Source organism: Clostridioides sp. LIBA-6622 (assembly GCF_056716095.1).
The window spans coordinates 403355-424357 of record NZ_CP196998.1; the positions used below are offsets into that span (position 1 = coordinate 403355).

The following is a 21003-nucleotide window of genomic DNA, read 5'->3' on the forward strand; positions in this document are numbered from 1 at the left end:
CAATTTGGAGATGAGACTATGAAATTAGGATTATGCTTAGAAGGTGGAGGCGCAAAAGGGGCTTACCAAGCAGGAGTAGTAAAGGCATTGTATGATGGTGGAATAAATAAATTTTATTCAATTTCAGGGACATCAATAGGAGCGATAAATGGATATTATTTGTACACAGGTAATGTTGATAACTTGGAAAAAATGTGGACAAATATAAAAGATATCCAGAATGGAAATGTAAAAATAGTAAATAATACTGTGGATAATTCTCCTGCTATAGACAATTTGAGGGAACTAGATGATAGCAAAATTGAAGAAATGAAGTTTTATGTTAATTATGTAGAAGTTAATAATAAAGTAGTATCAGAAAAGATTGTTGATGTATCTAAAATGACTCGTGATGAGGCAATTACCAGTATTTCATACAGTGGATTGTTACCATCAAATCCAAAAGCTACTCTTGGTTTTAAAGAACAATTTGTAAAAGATGTTCAAGAAGGACTCTATGATGATTTTAAATTAGATGGAGGTCTAATTAGGAGTGCATTAATTGAACCTTTAATTGGGGATAATGTGGATAAGATTATTTTAATATCAACAAAATATAATTATGAATTGCCAGAAGATATTAAAAAAACATATGATGAAGACAGAATAATAGTAGTTAGACCAAATACTCAGTTTGCACCTAAAGACACTCTTAATTTTGATGACGAGTTTTGCAAAGCTATTTATCAAGAAGGATATGAAATAGGAAAAAATATACTTGATAGACTTTAATTTAGAGTATAATATAATAAATGTGATTGTATAATTTAACTAATGAAAAGGAAGGTAATAAATTATGGAAAATAAAAATCCTATAGTAACTATAGAAATGGAAAATGGAAAAGAAATTAAAATTGAGTTATATCCAAATATAGCACCAAACACAGTTAAAAACTTTGTGTCATTAGTAAATGAAGGGTATTATAATGGAATAATATTTCATAGAGTAATACCAGGATTTATGATACAAGGTGGGTGCCCAAATGGTACAGGAATGGGTGGTCCAGGTCACTCTATAAAAGGTGAATTTAGTGGGAATGGATTTACTAATAACTTAAAACATGAAAGAGGAGTTATATCAATGGCTAGAACTATGGCACCAAATTCAGCTGGTTCTCAATTTTTCATAATGCATAAAAATTCACCACATTTAGATGGTCAATATGCAGGATTTGGTAGAGTAATAGAAGGTATAGAGGTCGTTGATGAAATAGCATCAATTAGAACAGATGCAGCTGATAAACCACAAACTCCACAAGTTATGAAATCTGTTACTGTGGAGACTTTTGGAGTAGATTACTCTGATGTAGAAAAAAACTAAAACATCTATAAAAATCAACTATAAGTCAAAATATATGTTGTTTAATTAAGATAAGGTGGGATGTAGTTACGTCTTTAGACGAATACATCCCATTTTTTATTTATTCTACATAATGAAAACTATGTTATCAAATGCTAAATTACAAAAATATATTAATTAAAAATAGAATTTGATTTTTAAAATACTTACTCCATAAAATTATTATCATAAAATTTTAATTAAAAAATAAAGTCTAATTAAAAAAAATTTATTAAAATTATTTTTATCTAAGTTTGTATATGATAATAGATTAAATAAATATGGAAGACATATGGAAAACAATTATTCCAGTATCTTTTTTAGTTGTTTTATCTATTTTATTTAAGAAAAATAAGTTTTTCTATATTTTTTATTCATAAAAAAATATCATCATGGTAATATCTTCTATTTACAATTTTATGACTTTGGTTTACAATAATAGAGACAATAAATCCTAAAAAACATAAGAAGAAAAAAGTGCTTAATATTTGAGAGAGACTGGTTTAGTTTACACCAGCTAGGCCAGTCAAGGAATAATTTAAAGTGTAATATATAACAATGAAAAAGAACATGTAATTAGAAGCTTCTAATTATATGTTCTTTTTTTGTAGAAATTGGTATTATTATATAAATATTTAAGAGAGTAAATTTCTAATTTTGTTGTAACGAAGTATGTATTTTAACATAGTATAGTATAGACCCAAAATGGAGGGATTATAAATGAGAAATATTATACTTTATTTAAATGATGATACTTTTATATCAAGAAAATATCCAGATAAAAACTTTAGTTTTTTAGAATATTGTCTAATAGGAACTAAATATTCAAGTACTTTTGTAGAGGAAAAGCTTTTTACTTTTTTCAAAGTAAGAATACCAGAGATATTAAAAGACAAAAATATAATAAAAGCAGAGTTATTTATTCATATTAATTCAGATAATAATTATATATTTAATGAAAAAATAGATATTGAAGTAAAAAGAATAATGGAATATTATAATTCAAGGACTATATCATGGAATGATAAATTGCCTATAGAAAATATTGAAGGATATTTACCAATTGGTATAAGTGATACATCTAACTATATATGTTTAAACATTACAAGTGTTGTAAAAGCATGGGCAGTGGGTAAGTATCCTAATTATGGATTAGCTTTATCTTTAAATTATCCTTGTAAGATTATAGAGTTTACATCTAGTAGAGGTCGTAACAAACCATATATACTTATAACATTTGAAGAAAGAAAAAAAGAGTGCTGTCCTCCTAAATTTGGATGTCCTCCAACTAGAATTACAGGGCCAACAGGACCAAGAGGTCCAATGGGAGCAACAGGCCCAACTGGAAATACAGGAGCGACAGGGAATACAGGATTAGAAGGTTCAACAGGAGCAACAGGCCCGACCGGAAATACAGGGTTGGAGGGTCCAATGGGAGCGACAGGCGCAACCGGGAATACAGGATTAGAAGGTTCAACGGGAGCGACAGGTCCAACCGGAAACACAGGCTCAACAGGGAATACAGGGTTAGAAGGCCCAACAGGAGCAACAGGTCCAACAGGAAATACAGGAGCAACAGGGAATACAGGATTAGAAGGTTCAACAGGAGCGACAGGCGCAACCGGAAATACAGGAGCAACGGGGAACACAGGATTGGAAGGTCCAATGGGAGCAACAGGTCCAACAGGAAACACAGGATTAGAGGGTTCAACAGGAGCGACGGGCCCAACAGGGAACACAGGGTTGGAAGGTTCAATAGGAGCGACAGGCGCAACCGGAAATACAGGCCCAACAGGGAATACAGGATTAGAAGGTTCAACGGGAGCGACAGGTCCAACAGGAAACACAGGGTTAGAAGGCCCAACAGGAGCAACAGGTCCAACAGGAAATACAGGGTTAGAAGGTCCAACGGGAGCGACAGGCGCAACCGGGAATACAGGATTAGAAGGTTCAACAGGAGCGACAGGCGCAACCGGAAATACAGGAGCAACAGGGAACACAGGGTTGGAAGGTCCAATGGGAGCAACAGGTCCAACAGGAAACACAGGGTTGGAGGGTCCAACAGGAGCGACGGGCCCAACAGGGAACACAGGGTTGGAAGGTCCAATAGGAGCGACAGGCGCAACCGGAAATACAGGAGCAACAGGGAACACAGGGTTGGAAGGTCCAACAGGAAACACAGGAGCAACAGGGAATACAGGGTTAGAAGGCCCAACAGGAGCGACAGGCGCAACCGGAAATACAGGATTAGAAGGCCCAACGGGAGCAACAGGTCCAACCGGAAATACAGGGTTAGAAGGCCCAACGGGAGCGACAGGAGTAACCGGAAACACAGGATTAGAAGGTTCAACAGGAGCGACAGGTCCAACCGGAAATACAGGAGCAACAGGGAATACAGGATTAGAAGGTTCAACAGGAGCGACAGGCGCAACCGGAAATACAGGAGCAACAGGGAACACAGGGTTGGAAGGCCCAACAGGTCCAACAGGAGCGACGGGCCCAACAGGGAACACAGGGTTGGAAGGCCCAACAGGAGCGACAGGCGCAACCGGAAATACAGGATTAGAAGGCCCAACGGGAGCAACAGGTCCAACCGGAAATACAGGGTTAGAAGGCCCAATGGGAGCGACAGGCGCAACCGGAAACACAGGAGTAGAAGGTTCAACAGGAGCGACAGGTCCAACCGGAAATACAGGAGCAACAGGGAACACAGGATTGGAAGGTCCAATGGGGGCAACAGGTCCAACCGGAAACACAGGCTCAACAGGGAATACAGGGTTAGAAGGAGCAACAGGCCCAACCGGAAATACAGGAGCAACAGGTCCAACTGGAGCGACAGGCCCAACAGGTAATTCCTCGCAACCGATTGCTAACTTTTTTGTAAATGCTCCATCTGCACAAATTTTGAATAATGGAGAAGCCATAAAAAATTGGCAAGCAGTACTAGGTAATAGTTCAAGTATAACAGTGGATGCAAATGGTGTATTTAAAGTAGAAGAAAATGGCGTGTACTACATTTCAGTTTCATTAGCATTACAACCAGGTTCATCAAGTATAAATCAATACTCTTTTTCTTTCTTATTTCCTGTTTTAGGAGGGAGAGATTTAGCAGGCCTTACTACTGAGCCAGGTGGTGGAGGTTTGGTTTCTGGATATTTCGTTGGTTTTCTATTTGGTGGAACTACCTTTACTATAAATAACTTTTCATCTGTGTCAGTAGGAATAAGAAATGGCCAATCAGCAGCGACAGCAGCAGCTTTGACTATATTTAGAATAGCTGATACTATTATGACTTAATTTTATATTTAATATTAATATATGTATGATAAAAAACTGTTTCAAATATGTATTTGAAACAGTTTTTTTGTTTGGAAAATTTTATATTATTTAAAGTTTTTGATTGCAGTAGTTAAATTAGGCACTAGTTGTTTCTTTCTAGATACAACACCTGGTGCGAATGTACCTTGAACACCTTCAACGCTAAATGCATCAGCAATTAATCTATCTTCTGCTTTATAGATTAAATAAGAGCCTTCTTTAATTATATCTGTAACTGCAATAACTAATTTATCATAATCAGTTGAATTTATATAAGATAAAAACTCATCTTTTTTAGCAAATATAGAATCTATGTCTAAAGTAAATACTTGTCCAATACCAACTTTATATCCACTCATATTGAACTCTTTAAAGTCCATATTTACTATTTCTTCTATAGTATATTCGTCTAAAGAAGTACCACATTTAAACATATCCATAGCATATTTTTCCATATCAACTTTTGCTATTTTACTTAGTTCTTCACATGCTTTTTTATCCATGTCAGTTGTTGTTGGAGACTTGAATAATAATGTATCAGATAATATAGCAGATAAAAGAAGTCCAGCTATTTCATAAGGTATCTCAACATTATTTTCTTTATACATTTGGTAAATTATAGTACTATTACATCCAACAGGCATAACTCTAAAAGACATAGGAATATCAGTAGAAATACCACCAAGTTTATGATGGTCAATTATTTCAACTATATTTGCTTGTTCAATTCCATCAGCACTTTGGGCATATTCATTATGGTCAACTAAAACAACATTCTTTTTAGTTGGATTTAATAGATGTCCTTTTGAAATCAATCCTAAAAACTTATTATCATCATCTAATATAGGATAAGATCTGAAGTTTGTCTCTAGCATGATTTCTTTGATTTCATCCATGTAATCATCTTCTTTGAATGTAATTAAATTTTCTGTAGCTTCTATAGAGTCTAAGAAACTACATTGATTTATCACATTAGAAGTTTTATAGTTATCACTTTCAACAGAAACAACAGAAACTCCATTTATTTTAGCAAGAGCTAGTAAGTCTTTTGAAATTTCTGTATGATTAGTAAGTATTAAAAGTTTAACTTTTGTATCAATAGCATATTCAATACTATCATATCTATCACCAACAATAGCTATGTCTCCCTCTTTTAGAGTCTCGATTAGAGTTTCCATACCAAATGATAAAGTAACCACTCTACCTTTTACATCTTCACCACAATCCACAAGGATAGTACCATTAAGGTTTTTACAAATATTTGATAGTGATGTGTGTATAGTTGTAAAATGTTGATGAAGTAGGTTTTTAGCTATTTCTTTCATAGTAATGATACCAGCAAAAGTTCCATCATCATAAGTTACAGGTAGTGTCTTAACATTTTTTTCATCCATAAGATTATAAGCTTCTAATATAGATGAAGTTGGAGTTAAAGGTACTACTTTATCATAATTTAAATCTCTAACTTGTATTCTAACATTATCTAAAATTTCAGGTGCATCTACCTTAAAGTAATCTAAGGCATATTTAGCTTCTTTTCTGATATCTCCTAAAGCATAAGCTGTTGCTTTTATTCCTAGTTTGTTCTTTAAATGTGCTAATGAAATTGCAGAACATATTGAATCTGTATCTGGATTTTTATGTCCGAAAACTAATAAACTCATTTTAATACTCCTTTCAAAACTTGAATATAATAATAATTGATAAAAATATTATATCAAAAGGTTGTGGGTATATGTTGTAAAAAGAAAAAAATTTAATGAAAAAATATTATATAAAATTTTATTTCTTATATAAATACTACAAATTTGATATAAAAATCATTATGATATTATACTTTTACCCAATTATATTATCAATTAAATTTACTTTTATTTGAAATAAATTGATTAAATATACCTGCGAAAAAATTAATTAATATGATAATAAAGTAAAAATTTATAAATATTTTATACTATAAAAATTTATATATATATATCATAAGTAAAAAATTAACGGATTTAACATAAAAATTATTTATAGATATGAAACGTATATTTATTATGTGTTGATTTAAAAATAACTTATATAAATTATAATAATTTCAGTTTGTATATTTTTTAAAATTATACAGATGTTGTAGAACTAAAAATTGCATATAAATCAAAAATAAGTGTTATTTTATGAAAATATGACAAAAATTTTATGTGTTATTTATACAAATAATACATAAATAACATATAAGATTTAATAAGTAAAAAAAGTGAAAGATATAATTTATCATTTTAGTATTTTATTTAGTCAAAGTAAACTATTTAAATGAAAAATATCTCATTTAAATAAAAAATTTAAATAAAAGTAAAAAAAATAATGTATTTGTTAAAAAATAAATTGACAAAATATTCAGAAAAAAACTTCTTGACCTAGAGAGATAAAGTAAATAAAATCTAAGGTATAGACATGAAATCTATAAAAATATTTTAAGTATAAGTTAAAATATAGATGATGCATTTAAGATTTATAAAAATAAGTGATGCATAATTATTTAGGGAGGTTTTTAGTATGGAGAAGAAAGAAAAAGCTGTAGAAAAATTAAATGTTGAAGTATGTAGTCCTAAAATTGTCAATAGTGTTGAGTCATTAAAAATGAGGCTAGAAGAAATCAGACTAGCACAAAAAGAATTTGCAACATTTACACAAGAGCAAGTAGATAAAATTTTCTTAGCTGCTTCAACTGCAGCAAATCAACAAAGAATACCTCTAGCAAAGATGGCAGTAGAAGAGACTGGTATGGGTATTGTTGAAGATAAGGTTATAAAAAATCATTTTGCTTCAGAGTATATTTACAATGCTTATAAAGACACTAAAACTTGTGGTGTCATAGAAAAAGATGAAGCATTTGGTTTCACAAGAATTGCTGAACCAGTAGGTGTTTTATCAGCAGTTATACCAACAACTAATCCTACATCGACTGCAATATTTAAGTCTCTAATAGCACTAAAAACTAGAAATGGGATAATTTTCTCTCCTCATCCAAGAGCTAAAAACTGTACTATAGAAGCTGCTAAAGTTGTACATGATGCGGCAGTTAAGGCAGGTGCACCAAAAGGACTTATAGGCTGGGTAGATGTACCTTCAATTGAACTTACTAATGTTGTTATGGCAGAGGCAGACCTTATATTAGCTACTGGTGGACCTGGAATGGTTAAATCTGCATATTCCTCAGGAAAGCCAGCTGTTGGAGTTGGTCCTGGTAATGTACCTGCAATAATAGATGAGAGTGCAGATGTAAAAATGGCTGTAAGTTCAATATTAGTATCGAAGTCATTTGATAATGGTATGATATGTGCTTCTGAGCAAGCAGTGATAGTACCAGAAAAAATATATGAAGAAGTTAAAAAAGAATTTAAATATCGTGGAGCACATTTCTTAAATAAAGAAGAAACAGAAAAAGTAGGAAAAGTAGTAATAATTGATGGCTCATTAAATGCAAAAATAGTTGGGCAACCAGCTCATGTAATAGCTAAAATGGCAGATGTAGAAGTCCCAAAAACAGCTAGAATAATAATTGGTGAGGTAGAATCTGTTGAATTAGAGGAACCTTTTGCACATGAAAAACTTTCTCCAGTACTTGCAATGTACAAATCTAAAAGTTTTGAAGATGCAGTTGCTAAAGCTGAAAAATTAGTTGCAGATGGCGGATATGGCCATACATCTTCATTATACGCCGACTCTATAAATCATCCAGATAGAGTAGAAAAGTTTGTAAATGCTATGAAAACTTGTAGAGTATTAGTTAATACTCCATCATCACAAGGTGGTATAGGTGACTTATATAACTTTAAATTAGCACCATCTCTTACTCTTGGTTGTGGTTCTTGGGGTGGAAACTCAGTATCTGAAAACGTAGGAGTGAAGCATTTACTTAATATCAAAACGGTAGCTGAAAGGAGAGAGAATATGCTTTGGTTTAGAGCACCAGAAAAAGTTTATTTCAAAAAAGGATGCTTAGGTGTAGCAGCAAGAGAATTTAAAGATGTTATGGATAAAAAGAAAGCCTTTATAGTAACAGACTCTTTCCTTTACAATAATGGATATACTAAAAAGTTAACTGATTTATTAGATGAAATGGGAATTAAGCATACTACATTCTTTGATGTTGCTCCAGACCCAACATTAGCTTGTGCAAGAGAAGGAGCTAAGGCTATGGCTGATTTCCAACCAGATTTAATAATAGCTGTAGGTGGCGGTAGTGCAATGGATGCTGGTAAGATAATGTGGGTAATGTATGAGCATCCAGAGGTAGACTTCCAAGATTTAGCTATGAGATTTATGGATATAAGAAAAAGAGTATATGTATTCCCTAAAATGGGCGAAAAAGCATACTTCACGGCTATCCCAACTTCAGCAGGAACTGGTTCAGAGGTAACTCCATTTGCAGTTATAACTGACCAAGATTCAGGTGTAAAATATCCATTAGCAGATTATGAATTAATGCCAAACATGGCTATAATCGATGCTGATATGATGATGGAAATGCCACCAAGATTAACAGCAGCATCAGGTGTTGATGCCTTAACACATGCACTAGAAGCATATGTATCTATGTTAAGAACTGAACCAGCTGATGGATTAGCACTTCAAGCAGGTAAAATAATATTTGAATATCTACCTCGTGCATATAAAAATGGAAAGAATGATAAAGAAGCAAGAGAAAAAATGGCAATGGCATCTACTATGGCTGGAATGTCTTTCGCAAATGCTTTCTTAGGAATTTGTCACTCTCTAGCACATAAACTGGGTGCATTCCACCACGTTCAACATGGTGTTGCAAATGCATTATTAATAAATGAAGTAATTAAGTTCAATTGTGCGGAAGCTCCAAATAAGATGGGTGCATTCTCACAATACAGATATCCTGACTGTATACAAAGATATGCTGAATTTGCTTCTTTTGCAGGAATTAAGGGAAACACAGACCAAGAAAAAGTAGATAACCTTATAAAAGCAATAGATGAATTAAAGGCAAGAGTAGGACTTCCTAAAACTATAAAAGAAGCTGGGGTAGAAGAGTCTAAATTCTTAGAAGAATTAGATGCTATGGTTGAACAAGCTTTTGATGACCAATGTACAGGAGCTAATCCTAGATACCCATTGATGAGTGAATTAAAAGAGATATATTTAAAAGTTTATTATGGTAAATAATATTTATTTTAGAATATAGGTTTTATTAGACTTGCATATAAGTTATTAGAGTTTTATGTAAATAGGATTTTATTATAGATATGTATAAATGTCTATTAAGAATAGACTATAACTTAAATTCTAAATGTATAAAAGGTAAGAGAATTCAAATTGGTTTTTAATATGTATATTTAATCAAATAACTTTAAAATTAGTCATAAAATTTTTTTATTACATATAATTTTAAAGCATAATATATAAAAAACTTTACGAAAAAATTATAAAAATATTCAGAAAATTCTATTGACTAATTTATTTATCATGATATAATAGGTTTAGAAAACAAAAAGAATTGGGGCCTATTAAGGCCCCCTTACTACTTTTTGATAGATTTATTTAGAATAACTTTCTCACTTTGATTTTTTATATTTATTATAGAATTAGTATAATCTACTTCAAAGTTAGCAAAAGCAGAGAATAAATCTATGTCCCTTAATAAATGAATTGTCATACATTGATTGTTCTTATTTACCCTTAGAATCAATGCTCTTACAAAGGGAAATTGGATTCTAGAATTAAATAAGTTAGAACCATCAGTATCTATATCTAAGCTACGATAATTAATATCTATAAATACATCTACATCATCGTTTTCTTCTCTTATTATTCTATAGTCAAAATCCAAGTCTAAATTTAAATTACCTAAAACTAATAACATTTAAATCCTCTTTTCTATAAGTAGTTTTAGAGTATTATTTTAACTAAGCTCTCCATCTATTATAGATATAATTCTATCTGCTTTTCTAGCAATATTTTCATTATGTGTTATTATTATAAGAGTTTGGTTATATTTTTTTATAGAATTTTTTAGTAAATCCATGACTTCTTCTGTAGTTTTACTATCCAAATTTCCTGTTGGTTCATCTGCTAGGATTATACTTGGTTTTGCAGATAAAGCACGAGCAATAGCGACCCTTTGTTGTTGACCACCAGATAATTGATTTGGGAGATGATTTTTCCTCTCACTAAGGCCCAATAAATTTATAATGTCTTCTATGTATTCTTCATCAACTTTTTTATTGTCTAACTTTAGTGGTAATTCTATATTTTCTTTTACATTTAATACTGGAATTAGGTTATACTGTTGAAAGACAAATCCTACTTTTTGTCTTCTATATTTTGCTAATCTTTTATCTGAAAGGCAACATATATCTTTACCATCGACTTTTATAGTCCCGCTACTTGGTCTTTCAAGACCGCCTACTAAATGTAGAAATGTGCTTTTTCCACTTCCACTTGGACCAATTATCGCAACAAATTCACCCTTATTTATTTTTAAATTTGCATCCTTTAGTGCATGTACAGCTGTTTCCTTTTTTCCATAAATCTTACCTAAGTTAAGAATCTCTAATATAGGCATAATTAATCCTCCTATTCTGTAATGTTTATAGCTTCAACTATACTAATTTTATTTATTTTCCTTAATGGAATATATGTAGCTAGAATACCTACAATTATGTTTGCTAAAACAACTAGGATATATATTTTGTAATCTATTGAAAAGTCTAATCCATATGATACAAATCCTTGCATGTAATACATTTTAAATTGTATTATAAGACTTACCACAATAGTAATTACACTTGAGAGTGCTCCATATAATATTCCCTCATAGAGTATCATATTTTTAAATCCTCTCTCAGAGATACCAATAGCTCTTAACATTCCAAATTCGCTAGTCCTTGAAGTTAAGTTATAACTTATGTTATTTACTATGTTAAGTACACTAATTATAAACATTACTGCTACTATGCCATAACTATAAATCATGGACCTAGATGTCATCTTATCCGAATTTTCTTTTTCTACCATCATATCTACTGTTGTAGTTCCAGGAACTTCACTTCCAATTTTACCGAGAAGTCTATTTATTTTTTTCTTGTTTGCATTTTCATTAAGGTCTGTATAAACTAAGTTATACTTATCTACACCAGTTAATTTTTTTAGATATTCGCTACTCGTTATTACATCTACACCATCATCTCCAGAGTACATACCATTATCTGCAAAAGGATAACTTATAATAGCTCCAACTTTAAATTCATATTCTAAGTATTCATAATTATCTTTTAGACTTTCATAAAGTCCTGTATCCATTCCAGCCTTTGGGTATTTAACTTTTATAGTATCACCTACCTTTATATCTATAGCTGGTGTTCCTTCACCAGGAGTAAAGGTCTTTGTATATTTTTGTGTTTCAGAAATTTCTGGTACATATACTATAGCTAAGTTTTCTTTTTTCATTTTTTTCAAGTTTATACTTCCACTTACTAAGTAATCTTCTAATGAATTTATCATCTCATCATTATAACCTTTTAACTTTTGTTTTAATGTATATTTTCCAGTAGTCTTATTTTTTATGAATAAAGGATTTTTCTTATAATAAGGAGCTGAATTTATAGTTTCGTAGTAATCTAATCTATTTATTTTATTTACCTCTATTCTCGTGTTTAAGATGCTAGCAGTTTTGACTTTATCAATTCCATCTATATTTTTAATTTTATCTATCTGATTATCATTAAATCCCCTTATATCTTTAAAAGAGGTATTGCTACCAATTTCATTGAGATAAGTATTTGATAGAATAAAATCTGCATTCATATATACTTGCTCTTGAATGTTTTTGTTTTTGACATCTAAAAAAGAATATTTATAATTGTCTTTTATGACAATTATACCTCCTATACTCATAGATAATACAATTATAAGGAATCCCTTTTTATTTCTAAAGATGTTTTTCGCAGATATAGATTTTGTTACTGACATATTTAAAGTCAATTTTGATATTAAAGAATTAACTTTGATTATATTTTTATCAGTTCCAAAAGTTTTTCTTATAGCATCAATAGGAGAAATTCTTCTTATCTTTAAATATGTAAAGAAACTTATAATGAGTATTGTCAGTATTATACATACAATTGATAAGAGGATTATTTTATCTGGAATAACAAAAGGGGTAACATTTATATTTCCTTCAAATTGAATATTTCCTGCAGACCTATTAAATATTTGTGCACCTCCCATACCTGTACATATACCTATAGGCATTGCTATCAGAGCAAGTATAAAAAGTTCATAGAACATAAGTTTGAAAATCCTAAAGTTAGTGGAGCCAATAGCTCTTAAGATACCATATTCCTGTATTCTTTGGTATATTGATATAACATAGATACTATATATTACAATACCAGAAAATATACTCATAGCAATTGCAACATATTTACTTGAATTATCTAAAGTACCATTTTCCATAGTAGCGTTTATAAGCATTGAGTTTCTTCCTACGCTTTTTTCATCCAACATAGCATTTTTTACTATATTGTTTATGTTTGTATTTATATCACTGCCTTCATTAAATTCAATAGAAGCTGTAAACTCATTCGATTTTGATTCATTGAGGTTTAAAAAAATTTCACATTTACCCTTTTGTTTCTCTATAAATCTATCTTCAAGTATTCCTACAACTTTAAAAGTCTCTGGTTTTTCTTTTTGATATAATTTAAAAGTAAGGTTTTGATTTATTTCTGGCTTTAAACCCATACTATTTAAAACCCATTTTTCTACTACCACCTCATTGTTAGCTTTTGGAAGGTGACCTTTTATAAGTTTAGATTGATTAGTTAAGTAATTTTTATTTGCATATTGTATGTTTATAGGTAATTTTTCATTAACATCTGTAGATGCATAATAAGATGTTATACCTAGGTTTTTAATATCTTTACCAGATTTTATAGATTCTAATTGATTTTTCTTTATATCTTTAAAGTATGCATGGTCAGTTCCAAGCTCTCTTTTCGATATATCTACATCTGCTTGCTGAGCACTTCTTGAGAGGGTGCCGATACCAACAATGAGTGATGTAGCAAGAATTATACTCAAAGCAATTGCTAAAGATCTAGATTTATAACTCTTTATGTATCTTAGTACTATTTTCAAATTATCTTTCATATTTACCACTTCCTTTCTTAGCTAACTCAATTATATGTTTATTTAAAATATATAGCAAAGTAAGTATTTACAAGTTTTGAGTACTTAATTGTACAAATTTATATGCGTATTTACAAGTTTAATTAATGTACATGTAAATTTTGACTTTTTACATAATTTTTCTAAAATGATATAATCCTCATATAAAGTGTAGATGGGAGGGGAATTATGGAGAATAATTTTATATTTCCTATAGTAATACTAACTTTGTTTATATTTAGTAATCTTATAATGAATAAGTACAGGTTCTATAAAGAATTAGACATATTAAAAAGAGGAATATTAACATTTTTTGTATCATGTTTTGTATGGATTTTATTCATGGAGGGTATTGAGTATATACAATTAAGTTTAGGATATAATTTTTTACTTGAAGGAGTATTAAATATTATACTTTTTTTAATTTTAATTATTTTAAGTTTTTATATAGGATTTAAATTTATAAGATTGCTAGATAATAACAATAAACAAGAGTATAAGTTACAAAAATTAGATAGTAAAATAAATCATAAGGACAATATAATCGTAAAATTAAGAAGTCAAAAACATGACTATTTAAAACATTTACAAGTAGTATATTCTCTATTAAATACTGGGTTAGCTGAAGATGCCAAAGAATATATAATGAACATATCAAATAGCTTTAAATCAAAAAATTCAAGATATGGTAAAGTATCTTATTTAGACGCTATAGCATCCTTAAAATATGAGGAATGTCTTGAAAAGAACATATCTTTTGATGTATATATACAAGATTTTATGGATAATTTAGAGATTGAACCTAATGATATGAGTTCAGTACTATTAAACATAATAGACAATGCAATAGAATCTTTGTCTGCTATACAAAAGAAAAAGAAGTATATAAGATTACATGCATATGAAGATGAATTTCAGTATATTATAGCCATAAAAAATAATGGTCCTAAAATACATAATGTTGAAAGTATATTTTTGGATGGATTTAGCACTAAAGAAGGGCAAGATAGAGGTTTTGGGTTATATCTAGTTAAAAATATACTAAATAAGTATGATTATAGTATACTTGTAAATAGTGATGATTTTTTAACTGAATTTGTAATTTTAATACCAAAATATTATTAGTTAGGAGGAGAGAAGTCTGTGATAAAAGTTTTGATTTGTGATGATGATAAAATTGTAAGAGATGATATAGCAAATATAGTTAAAGAGTCTGGATATGTAGATTATGTTAAGAAAGTCAAGGATGGTATAGAAGCAATTGAATTTATAAAAAGTGAGAAAATAGACTTATTAATTATTGACATTGATATGCCATATAAAAATGGGATTGATTCTGCTAAAGAAATTCTTTCTGTAGATAAAGATATACATATAGTATTTGTAACAGGTTTTGCTGACTATAGTCTTGAGAGCTTTAAAGTACATCCTATAGATTTTATAGTTAAGCCATTTAAAAAAGAAAAAATACTTGATTCAATTAATATAGCAATAGACCACATTAACTCTCATAAAATTGCTAAAAATAATTTTATAGAAGACACTCTTTTTGTATATAAAATAAGGAAACAGATACATATGATTAATTTTGATGATATAGTTATGTTTGAGAAAAATTCAAGAGCTATCAATTTATATACTAGAGATGAAGATACGATAAAATTTTATGAGAACTTTGATGATTTAAAAAAACGCCTACCTCCTAATTTCTTTATGACTCATAGACAATACATAGTGAACTTAAGGCTTATACATAAGGTTATACCTATAAATAAGTCTTCTTTAGAGATAAAATTTATAAATTTTCAAGAAAGTGCTACTTTAAATAAATCTTTAGAAAAAGATTTTCTATACAGATTTTATAGGGTTAAAAGGTTCTAATGAAGAAAAAAATTTTCAGTGATATACAATATGTACGATGAAGATATCATATAAATTTGCTATAGTTATAAATTAATTCATATAAAATATAATATAAAAACATATTGGACTTTCATGGAAAAATAGAAAGTCCAATATATTTTAGAGAGAAGTCTTATATTTATAAGTTACTTAAGATACTAGGGTCTTTAATCTTATTATCTTCAGCAAGTAATAAGATTTTAGACATAATCTCAGCAGTCTTAGGGTCTTCATCAGCAAAAGGAAGGAATATCTTTCCTCTACTTTGAGAATGTACAGGAAGTATATTTAAAGCACCCATTCCTTTTTTATGTACAATACCAGAACCCATATGCACAGAATACTCACCTAAATTGCCTGATATAAGAGCATGAGAACCTTCAAAATTGACATTCTTAATCTTTAACAATAATAGCAATTCTTTAGCAATTGCTATACGCATCTCTACAGTAGAATGGCTTGTTTCAGGGTCAACACCACCAGCATGAGCGACACTTACAATAAGGTCTATATCACGCATAACTTCTGAAAATAAAATTGGAGGTATTGAAGCCAATTCTAGGCTTTTATAAGTCTTTCTATCAAAAAATTCTACTGTTTCAATAGTAGGAGGCTCAATATCTGCTGGCGAAAACCAATCAGCAAGTGCAAACATTTTTGCTACTATATTTTCTTTATAAAACACTTTTTGTAAACCCTCTTCATAATCAACAGTCCAAAGCTGATTTCTAAGAAGTGCTACAGTTTTCTTTGGCTGAATTTGGTGCCCAGCATATCTACGAGATATAGTTTTTTCAGATAATTCATCACCATTTATTCTATAATACTCACGGAATACTTGCTTAAATGGCTGAACAATTTGCTTATTAAATAAGTCATGTTGGAATTCACTCCATTTACCAGATTCAAAAAGATGAACTGGATGTGCAAGTTTTAATTTATTTTTTGCTGTTAATTTATAAGTTTCGCCATCTATATTGCAAATAAAGAACTTAGATTTATCATTATAAACATATCCAATATTATCATCGCACACCCACACTAGATTCTTAATCAAAGGGCAGATAACTGGATTTTTATAAATATTGGAGATTTCTTTAACTGTAAATATTATTTCATTTTTCATAGATTGCTCTAAACTCTGTTTTGCACGAGAATACTGACTCTTTAAATCTTTTTGAACAGATTTAAGTTCAAGTACATATGGATGTTTGGCAAGGGCTTTTGGTATACTTTTTAAAGCTTTATCACCTTTTTGAACTTTAGTAGATGCTTTACCATTTTCATCAACATCTATCCAAATTGAAGTTCCATCAATATCTTTTGGTTTAAATAAATGAGCAACTTCATTTAGTTTTTCAGTTTCAAGAGCCCACATCATACGATTGACATCTCCAAATCCAGCACTTCTAGCTAGATTTTCTAGTGCTATTGTACAAGCCTTTGATTCACTTTCACGACGTTGTGCTCCAAATTGTTTACTTTCTTTAGCAAATTTTTGGATAAATTCATAACGGAAAGTAGCTTCTTTAAGGTCTCCTTTTTTCATAGGAAGCAAAGAAAAACTTCTCAATTTATCTTGATTTCTATTTGTTTCAATTTCCTTCATTAACATGTCCTTATCAAGTTTACCAAGTGTAGCATCAGCATAAAGTTGTGCACGTCTATGAGAGTTACCACCACTAGTTATATACTTAGCTGATTTGTAAAGTATATTGAATCTATCTTCGCCAATAGTCTTATATGAATCTAAAAACCAGTCTACATCAAATGCACCATCAATGAAACTACTTGGTGAAATAGGAGAGAATAGAGCAACTTCTGATTCTTTTTGTGCAGAGAATCCTTCATTTATATGTGCATGGAAGTACCAAATTGTACTCTTTAGGCCTTTCCAGTTTAAATACTTTTCAATTATATTGACCCATTGAGGAGCATACATAGCAGCTTCTATCAATCTTAATTCAGTAATATCAGTGTCTTTAAGCAATTTTTTTAATTCTTTTGAGTCATCTTCTTTAGTAGGATAACAATTTTTAAGTAGAGAACTTAAAACATCTTTCTTTGAATAATTGTTACCATATGAATATCCCCTTTGAAAAGTTTCTTTACCAAGAGCAACTAATAGATTTACAAAATAATTTATACCTTCAAAATATTGTATGTTATTAGCTAGATGAGAAACTTCTGTTGGCATATCACCTCTACGTGATTCAATTTCTATAACTCTATTTGTAACAGTTTTTAAATTGTTTTTAAGCCAAGGATACTTTTCTAATGTGTCGCCAGCCCATCTAGGATTTGTTAGTGTTCTTATTATATTTGATGAATTGTATCCACTTATAATTTCTTTATTAACTTGTTCTTCAGTCATTAATCCTAATTCATGAGCACGAGCAAATACACCTATGCTAGTATAAAAAGGAAACTTATATTCTAATAACTGATAATTTGAAAATGTAGTATAGAAAAACTTAGTAAAAGAAATATCATCATAAATAAATGAATTTGCTTTATCGAGCCAATAATTTAAAATAGGGGCATCTAAAGCAGGGCAGTATTCATTTTGTCTATAATAGTTTTTAGTAAATTCAACTCTTTGTTTTTTACATTGTTCTGTAGTTAATAAATTTCTTAGTTTATAATATATATCTAAACAATAGTCAAATATCTCTTTATGGTCAAACTCATTTAGTAAAACTCTTAGAAGTCTTCTTGTAAGTGCATCGAATTTTAATTTCTCAAGTCTTGTATATATTTTCTTTTGTTTTTTATAGTCAAGAACATTTGAATAGATAGACGAAAACCAACTTTTTTCTATTTCATTATATCCGCATGTACTTATATTATAAAATAAAATATCAAGTATTAATTTGTAGTCTAAATCGAGTTTTTTACTAATTCCCCTCCAAAGTCCTGCCAGTGGATAATTATCAAGAGTATCATTAGAAGTCTTATATTTAATAGGAGTCAGATTATAAGTAGAGTAACCTAAAAGTACTTTTTCTACATTACCTGACCATCTTTCAACTTCATATTCATAGTCTGCATTTTCAATGATAAGTTCATCAAATTTTTCATAAACTTGTATTATTTTATTTATATCTGTATCAAGAATTTTTTTAGCTTCTTTTTTTGTTGATATAGAAACAGATTCTTCACCTGAAGATAAACTTATGTTTGAAATAATCTTATTAAGTTTTGATGGAGTAGAAGAATTATCTTTAAAACTAAATTGTTCAGGAATTTGAAGCTTGTCTTTAGGGTTATATATTCCAAACCCATTTTCTTTACAATAATCATTTTTTGCTTTACCTAATAAATTATCAATTAATATTTGAACTTGAGATGTATTCTTTTTAGATTTATCAATATCTTCTATCAGTAAAATAAGCTTATTATATAGTTCTTGTCTATTAGCATTGTCTTTTAATAAGTTTACAATTTCAAGACCTCCAAGGCATTTTTGTGAGTTTGAAGATTTTATAAGAGAGGAAGCTATATTTTCTAATTTTGAATCATCTTGTTCAAGTAAAATTTTTATTACAGTTTGTCTAATAGAGCTTGTCTTTAAAGAAAGTAGATTGGTTATTTTGTCTAGCTCTATATCTGTTAGTTCAAGTTTTCTAAGTAGACTTAATACAGTTTCTCTGTTGGAAACACTCTTATCACTTAAACATTCTAGTAAGAACTCACGTTGTCTATCTGTTTTTGGTTCATTTATAAAGTTGACTATAAGTGAAGCCCTTAAGTCTGAGCTCATAAGATGACAATTTTCCATAAGAGTGTCTATAAATTGGGTATTCATATCATATGCTGTTAATGTCATCATACATTTAAGTATATCATGAGAAGAAACTTCAATCCAAGTCCATGGAAATACACTTCCTGAAAAAGATTTAGTTTTTGAATTTAAAATTTCTAAAGTATGTTTTAAATTTTCAAATTGTTCTTTTCTAGCACCAAAGTCTTTATCAATTGGAGTATTTGATAGGTCAAAGTCAGTTTCTCTCTTTTGCCAATTATAGTAGTAGCCAACAGAGCTTTCTACATAGAAATTCCTAATTACCCATGCTAGAATTTCTAAATCATCTCCAGTGATATTTTTAGATGCTATTGAGTGTTTGAAATATGTACTTTCTGTATTTGACAGGAAGTAAAGAGCCACAAGCTTTTTATATTTTTCATGGCAAGAAAGTAAATCTTCAATAAGAGAGTAAGAGTCATATATGTTATAAGTTGCAGTAGACCATAAAGCAAAATAAATTTCAAGATTATCATCGCTATTAACTGATTCTATACGGGATTTTTCATCAGTTAATGATTTATATGAAAGTTCTAAGCATTTACGTATTATTCCAGGTTTTTGGTCTGAAAAACCAAGCCCTGTCCATGTATCTAAGGCTCTTATAACAGAACTAAATCTTTCTAAATTATTGTCCAAGATAGTTTTTAACATGTATATTGATGCAGGAATTGTACCTTCATCTAAGCTCTCTACAATTTGTTGTCTAAGGCCTTCTTGTTGCTTAGCTGCCAAAAGAAGTTTAGAAAGCATTTCATAGCATTTCTCACTATGACTTTTCATAATACCAATTATCATTTGTCTTGTAAGTAGAGCTGTTTGATTTTCTCCAAATATTACTTCTTCCAAAGCACTGATTATCTCTTGATTGCCTTTATCTATTTCCAGTGCTATTTTATCACTCATTACAGAGTCATAGTATAAGACCTTATTTGGAAGAGTAAGATAATCTATAACTGAGAAATCATAATAAATTAAATCAACATAGTTTGAAATAAATCTAATTATACTTCTAAAGTAATCTACAAGTCTATTTGAGCGATACCCTTTGCGATAATAGCCTCCCGAATATGTATAATCCATCTTTCTTTTAATTAATTGACAAAGTTCTTCTACTTGTTCAGAATTAAGTATTAATTCCAAAGCATTTTTTAAAGGTCCAGAAAGTAGTTCATCTATATTTTTAATCTCATAATAATAGCAATTGTAATATTTCTTTATCATATTTAAGAATTTGTCTTCAGGGTCTCTATAATAGTATGAGCTATTTTCTATACAGTCCCATAGAGATTTTGCTAGGTCATAGTACTTTTTTGAAGAGGATTTAGTAAAATTATTTTTTAAATTTTCAATTATTTTAGGATTTTTTTCTACTCTAGTGCGTTCCAACATTTATGTACCTCCAAATTAT

The 21003-nt window shown here is 29.9% G+C and carries 11 protein-coding genes; 6 read left to right on the forward strand and 5 right to left on the reverse strand.

What is annotated here, in order from left to right; all coding sequences use genetic code 11:
* The first annotated feature begins 18 nt into the window (after positions 1-18).
* The 3 genes from ACTG47_RS02250 (at position 19) to ACTG47_RS02260 (ending at position 4675) form a co-directional block, all read left to right on the forward strand.
* Entirely contained in the window at positions 19-771 is a 753-nt protein-coding gene (locus tag ACTG47_RS02250; protein WP_479925938.1) for a patatin-like phospholipase family protein, read from the forward strand.
* Between the two features lie 64 nt (positions 772-835).
* On the forward strand, positions 836-1360 hold the full coding sequence (locus tag ACTG47_RS02255) for a peptidylprolyl isomerase (protein WP_169470448.1): 525 nt from the start codon (positions 836-838) through the stop codon (positions 1358-1360).
* 738 nt (positions 1361-2098) lie between these two features.
* Complete coding sequence (locus ACTG47_RS02260) at positions 2099-4675, forward strand: DNRLRE domain-containing protein (RefSeq protein WP_479925939.1); 2577 nt, start codon at positions 2099-2101, stop codon at positions 4673-4675.
* An 86-nt stretch (positions 4676-4761) separates the two neighbouring features.
* Here the strand turns inward: ACTG47_RS02260 and ACTG47_RS02265 are convergent, their stop codons facing one another.
* A complete protein-coding gene (locus ACTG47_RS02265; protein WP_074179961.1) occupies positions 4762-6360 on the reverse strand; it encodes a putative manganese-dependent inorganic diphosphatase in 1599 nt (532 codons plus the stop codon).
* A gap of 877 nt (positions 6361-7237) precedes the next feature.
* Here ACTG47_RS02265 and adhE point away from each other — a divergent pair.
* Entirely contained in the window at positions 7238-9880 is a 2643-nt protein-coding gene (gene adhE / locus ACTG47_RS02270; protein WP_479925940.1) for a bifunctional acetaldehyde-CoA/alcohol dehydrogenase, read from the forward strand.
* 355 nt (positions 9881-10235) lie between these two features.
* On the opposite strand, the gene ACTG47_RS02275 is transcribed toward adhE, so the two are convergent.
* From ACTG47_RS02275 to ACTG47_RS02285, 3 genes are read right to left on the reverse strand one after another with little or no spacing between them, the layout of a single operon-like run.
* Positions 10236-10577: a hypothetical protein gene (locus tag ACTG47_RS02275; protein WP_169468225.1), complete on the reverse strand. Its 342-nt coding sequence runs from the start codon at positions 10575-10577 to the stop codon at positions 10236-10238.
* Positions 10578-10616: 39 nt separating this feature from the next.
* Entirely contained in the window at positions 10617-11279 is a 663-nt protein-coding gene (locus ACTG47_RS02280; RefSeq protein WP_054275714.1) for an ABC transporter ATP-binding protein, read from the reverse strand.
* Between the two features lie 11 nt (positions 11280-11290).
* Positions 11291-13867, reverse strand: a complete 2577-nt coding sequence (locus tag ACTG47_RS02285) for an ABC transporter permease (RefSeq protein WP_479925941.1) — start codon at positions 13865-13867, stop codon at positions 11291-11293.
* 207 nt (positions 13868-14074) lie between these two features.
* Here ACTG47_RS02285 and ACTG47_RS02290 point away from each other — a divergent pair, with 207 nt between their 5' ends.
* Positions 14075-15010 (forward strand): sensor histidine kinase, encoded by a 936-nt coding sequence (locus tag ACTG47_RS02290; protein ID WP_479925942.1) that lies wholly within the window; start codon positions 14075-14077, stop codon positions 15008-15010.
* An 18-nt stretch (positions 15011-15028) separates the two neighbouring features.
* The gene (locus ACTG47_RS02295) at positions 15029-15766 is read left to right on the forward strand and encodes a LytR/AlgR family response regulator transcription factor (protein ID WP_479925943.1); all 738 of its coding nucleotides are present in this window, start codon (positions 15029-15031) and stop codon (positions 15764-15766) included.
* 160 nt (positions 15767-15926) lie between these two features.
* Here ACTG47_RS02295 and ACTG47_RS02300 read toward each other — a convergent pair whose 3' ends face one another.
* A complete protein-coding gene (locus ACTG47_RS02300; RefSeq protein WP_479925944.1) occupies positions 15927-20984 on the reverse strand; it encodes a DUF5724 domain-containing protein in 5058 nt (1685 codons plus the stop codon).
* Positions 20985-21003: the final 19 nt, after the last annotated feature.

What these genes read in the sequence shown, in the direction of transcription:
- ACTG47_RS02290 (WP_479925942.1), top strand. Translation starts at nt 14,075, where the DNA reads ATGGAGAATAATTTTATATTTCCTATAGTAATACTAACTTTGTTTATA.
- ACTG47_RS02285 (WP_479925941.1), bottom strand. Translation starts at nt 13,867, where the DNA reads ATGAAAGATAATTTGAAAATAGTACTAAGATACATAAAGAGTTATAAA.
- ACTG47_RS02280 (WP_054275714.1), bottom strand. Translation starts at nt 11,279, where the DNA reads ATGCCTATATTAGAGATTCTTAACTTAGGTAAGATTTATGGAAAAAAG.
- ACTG47_RS02300 (WP_479925944.1), bottom strand. Translation starts at nt 20,984, where the DNA reads ATGTTGGAACGCACTAGAGTAGAAAAAAATCCTAAAATAATTGAAAAT.
- ACTG47_RS02260 (WP_479925939.1), top strand. Translation starts at nt 2,099, where the DNA reads ATGAGAAATATTATACTTTATTTAAATGATGATACTTTTATATCAAGA.
- ACTG47_RS02250 (WP_479925938.1), top strand. Translation starts at nt 19, where the DNA reads ATGAAATTAGGATTATGCTTAGAAGGTGGAGGCGCAAAAGGGGCTTAC.
- ACTG47_RS02275 (WP_169468225.1), bottom strand. Translation starts at nt 10,577, where the DNA reads ATGTTATTAGTTTTAGGTAATTTAAATTTAGACTTGGATTTTGACTAT.
- adhE (WP_479925940.1), top strand. Translation starts at nt 7,238, where the DNA reads ATGGAGAAGAAAGAAAAAGCTGTAGAAAAATTAAATGTTGAAGTATGT.
- ACTG47_RS02255 (WP_169470448.1), top strand. Translation starts at nt 836, where the DNA reads ATGGAAAATAAAAATCCTATAGTAACTATAGAAATGGAAAATGGAAAA.
- ACTG47_RS02265 (WP_074179961.1), bottom strand. Translation starts at nt 6,360, where the DNA reads ATGAGTTTATTAGTTTTCGGACATAAAAATCCAGATACAGATTCAATA.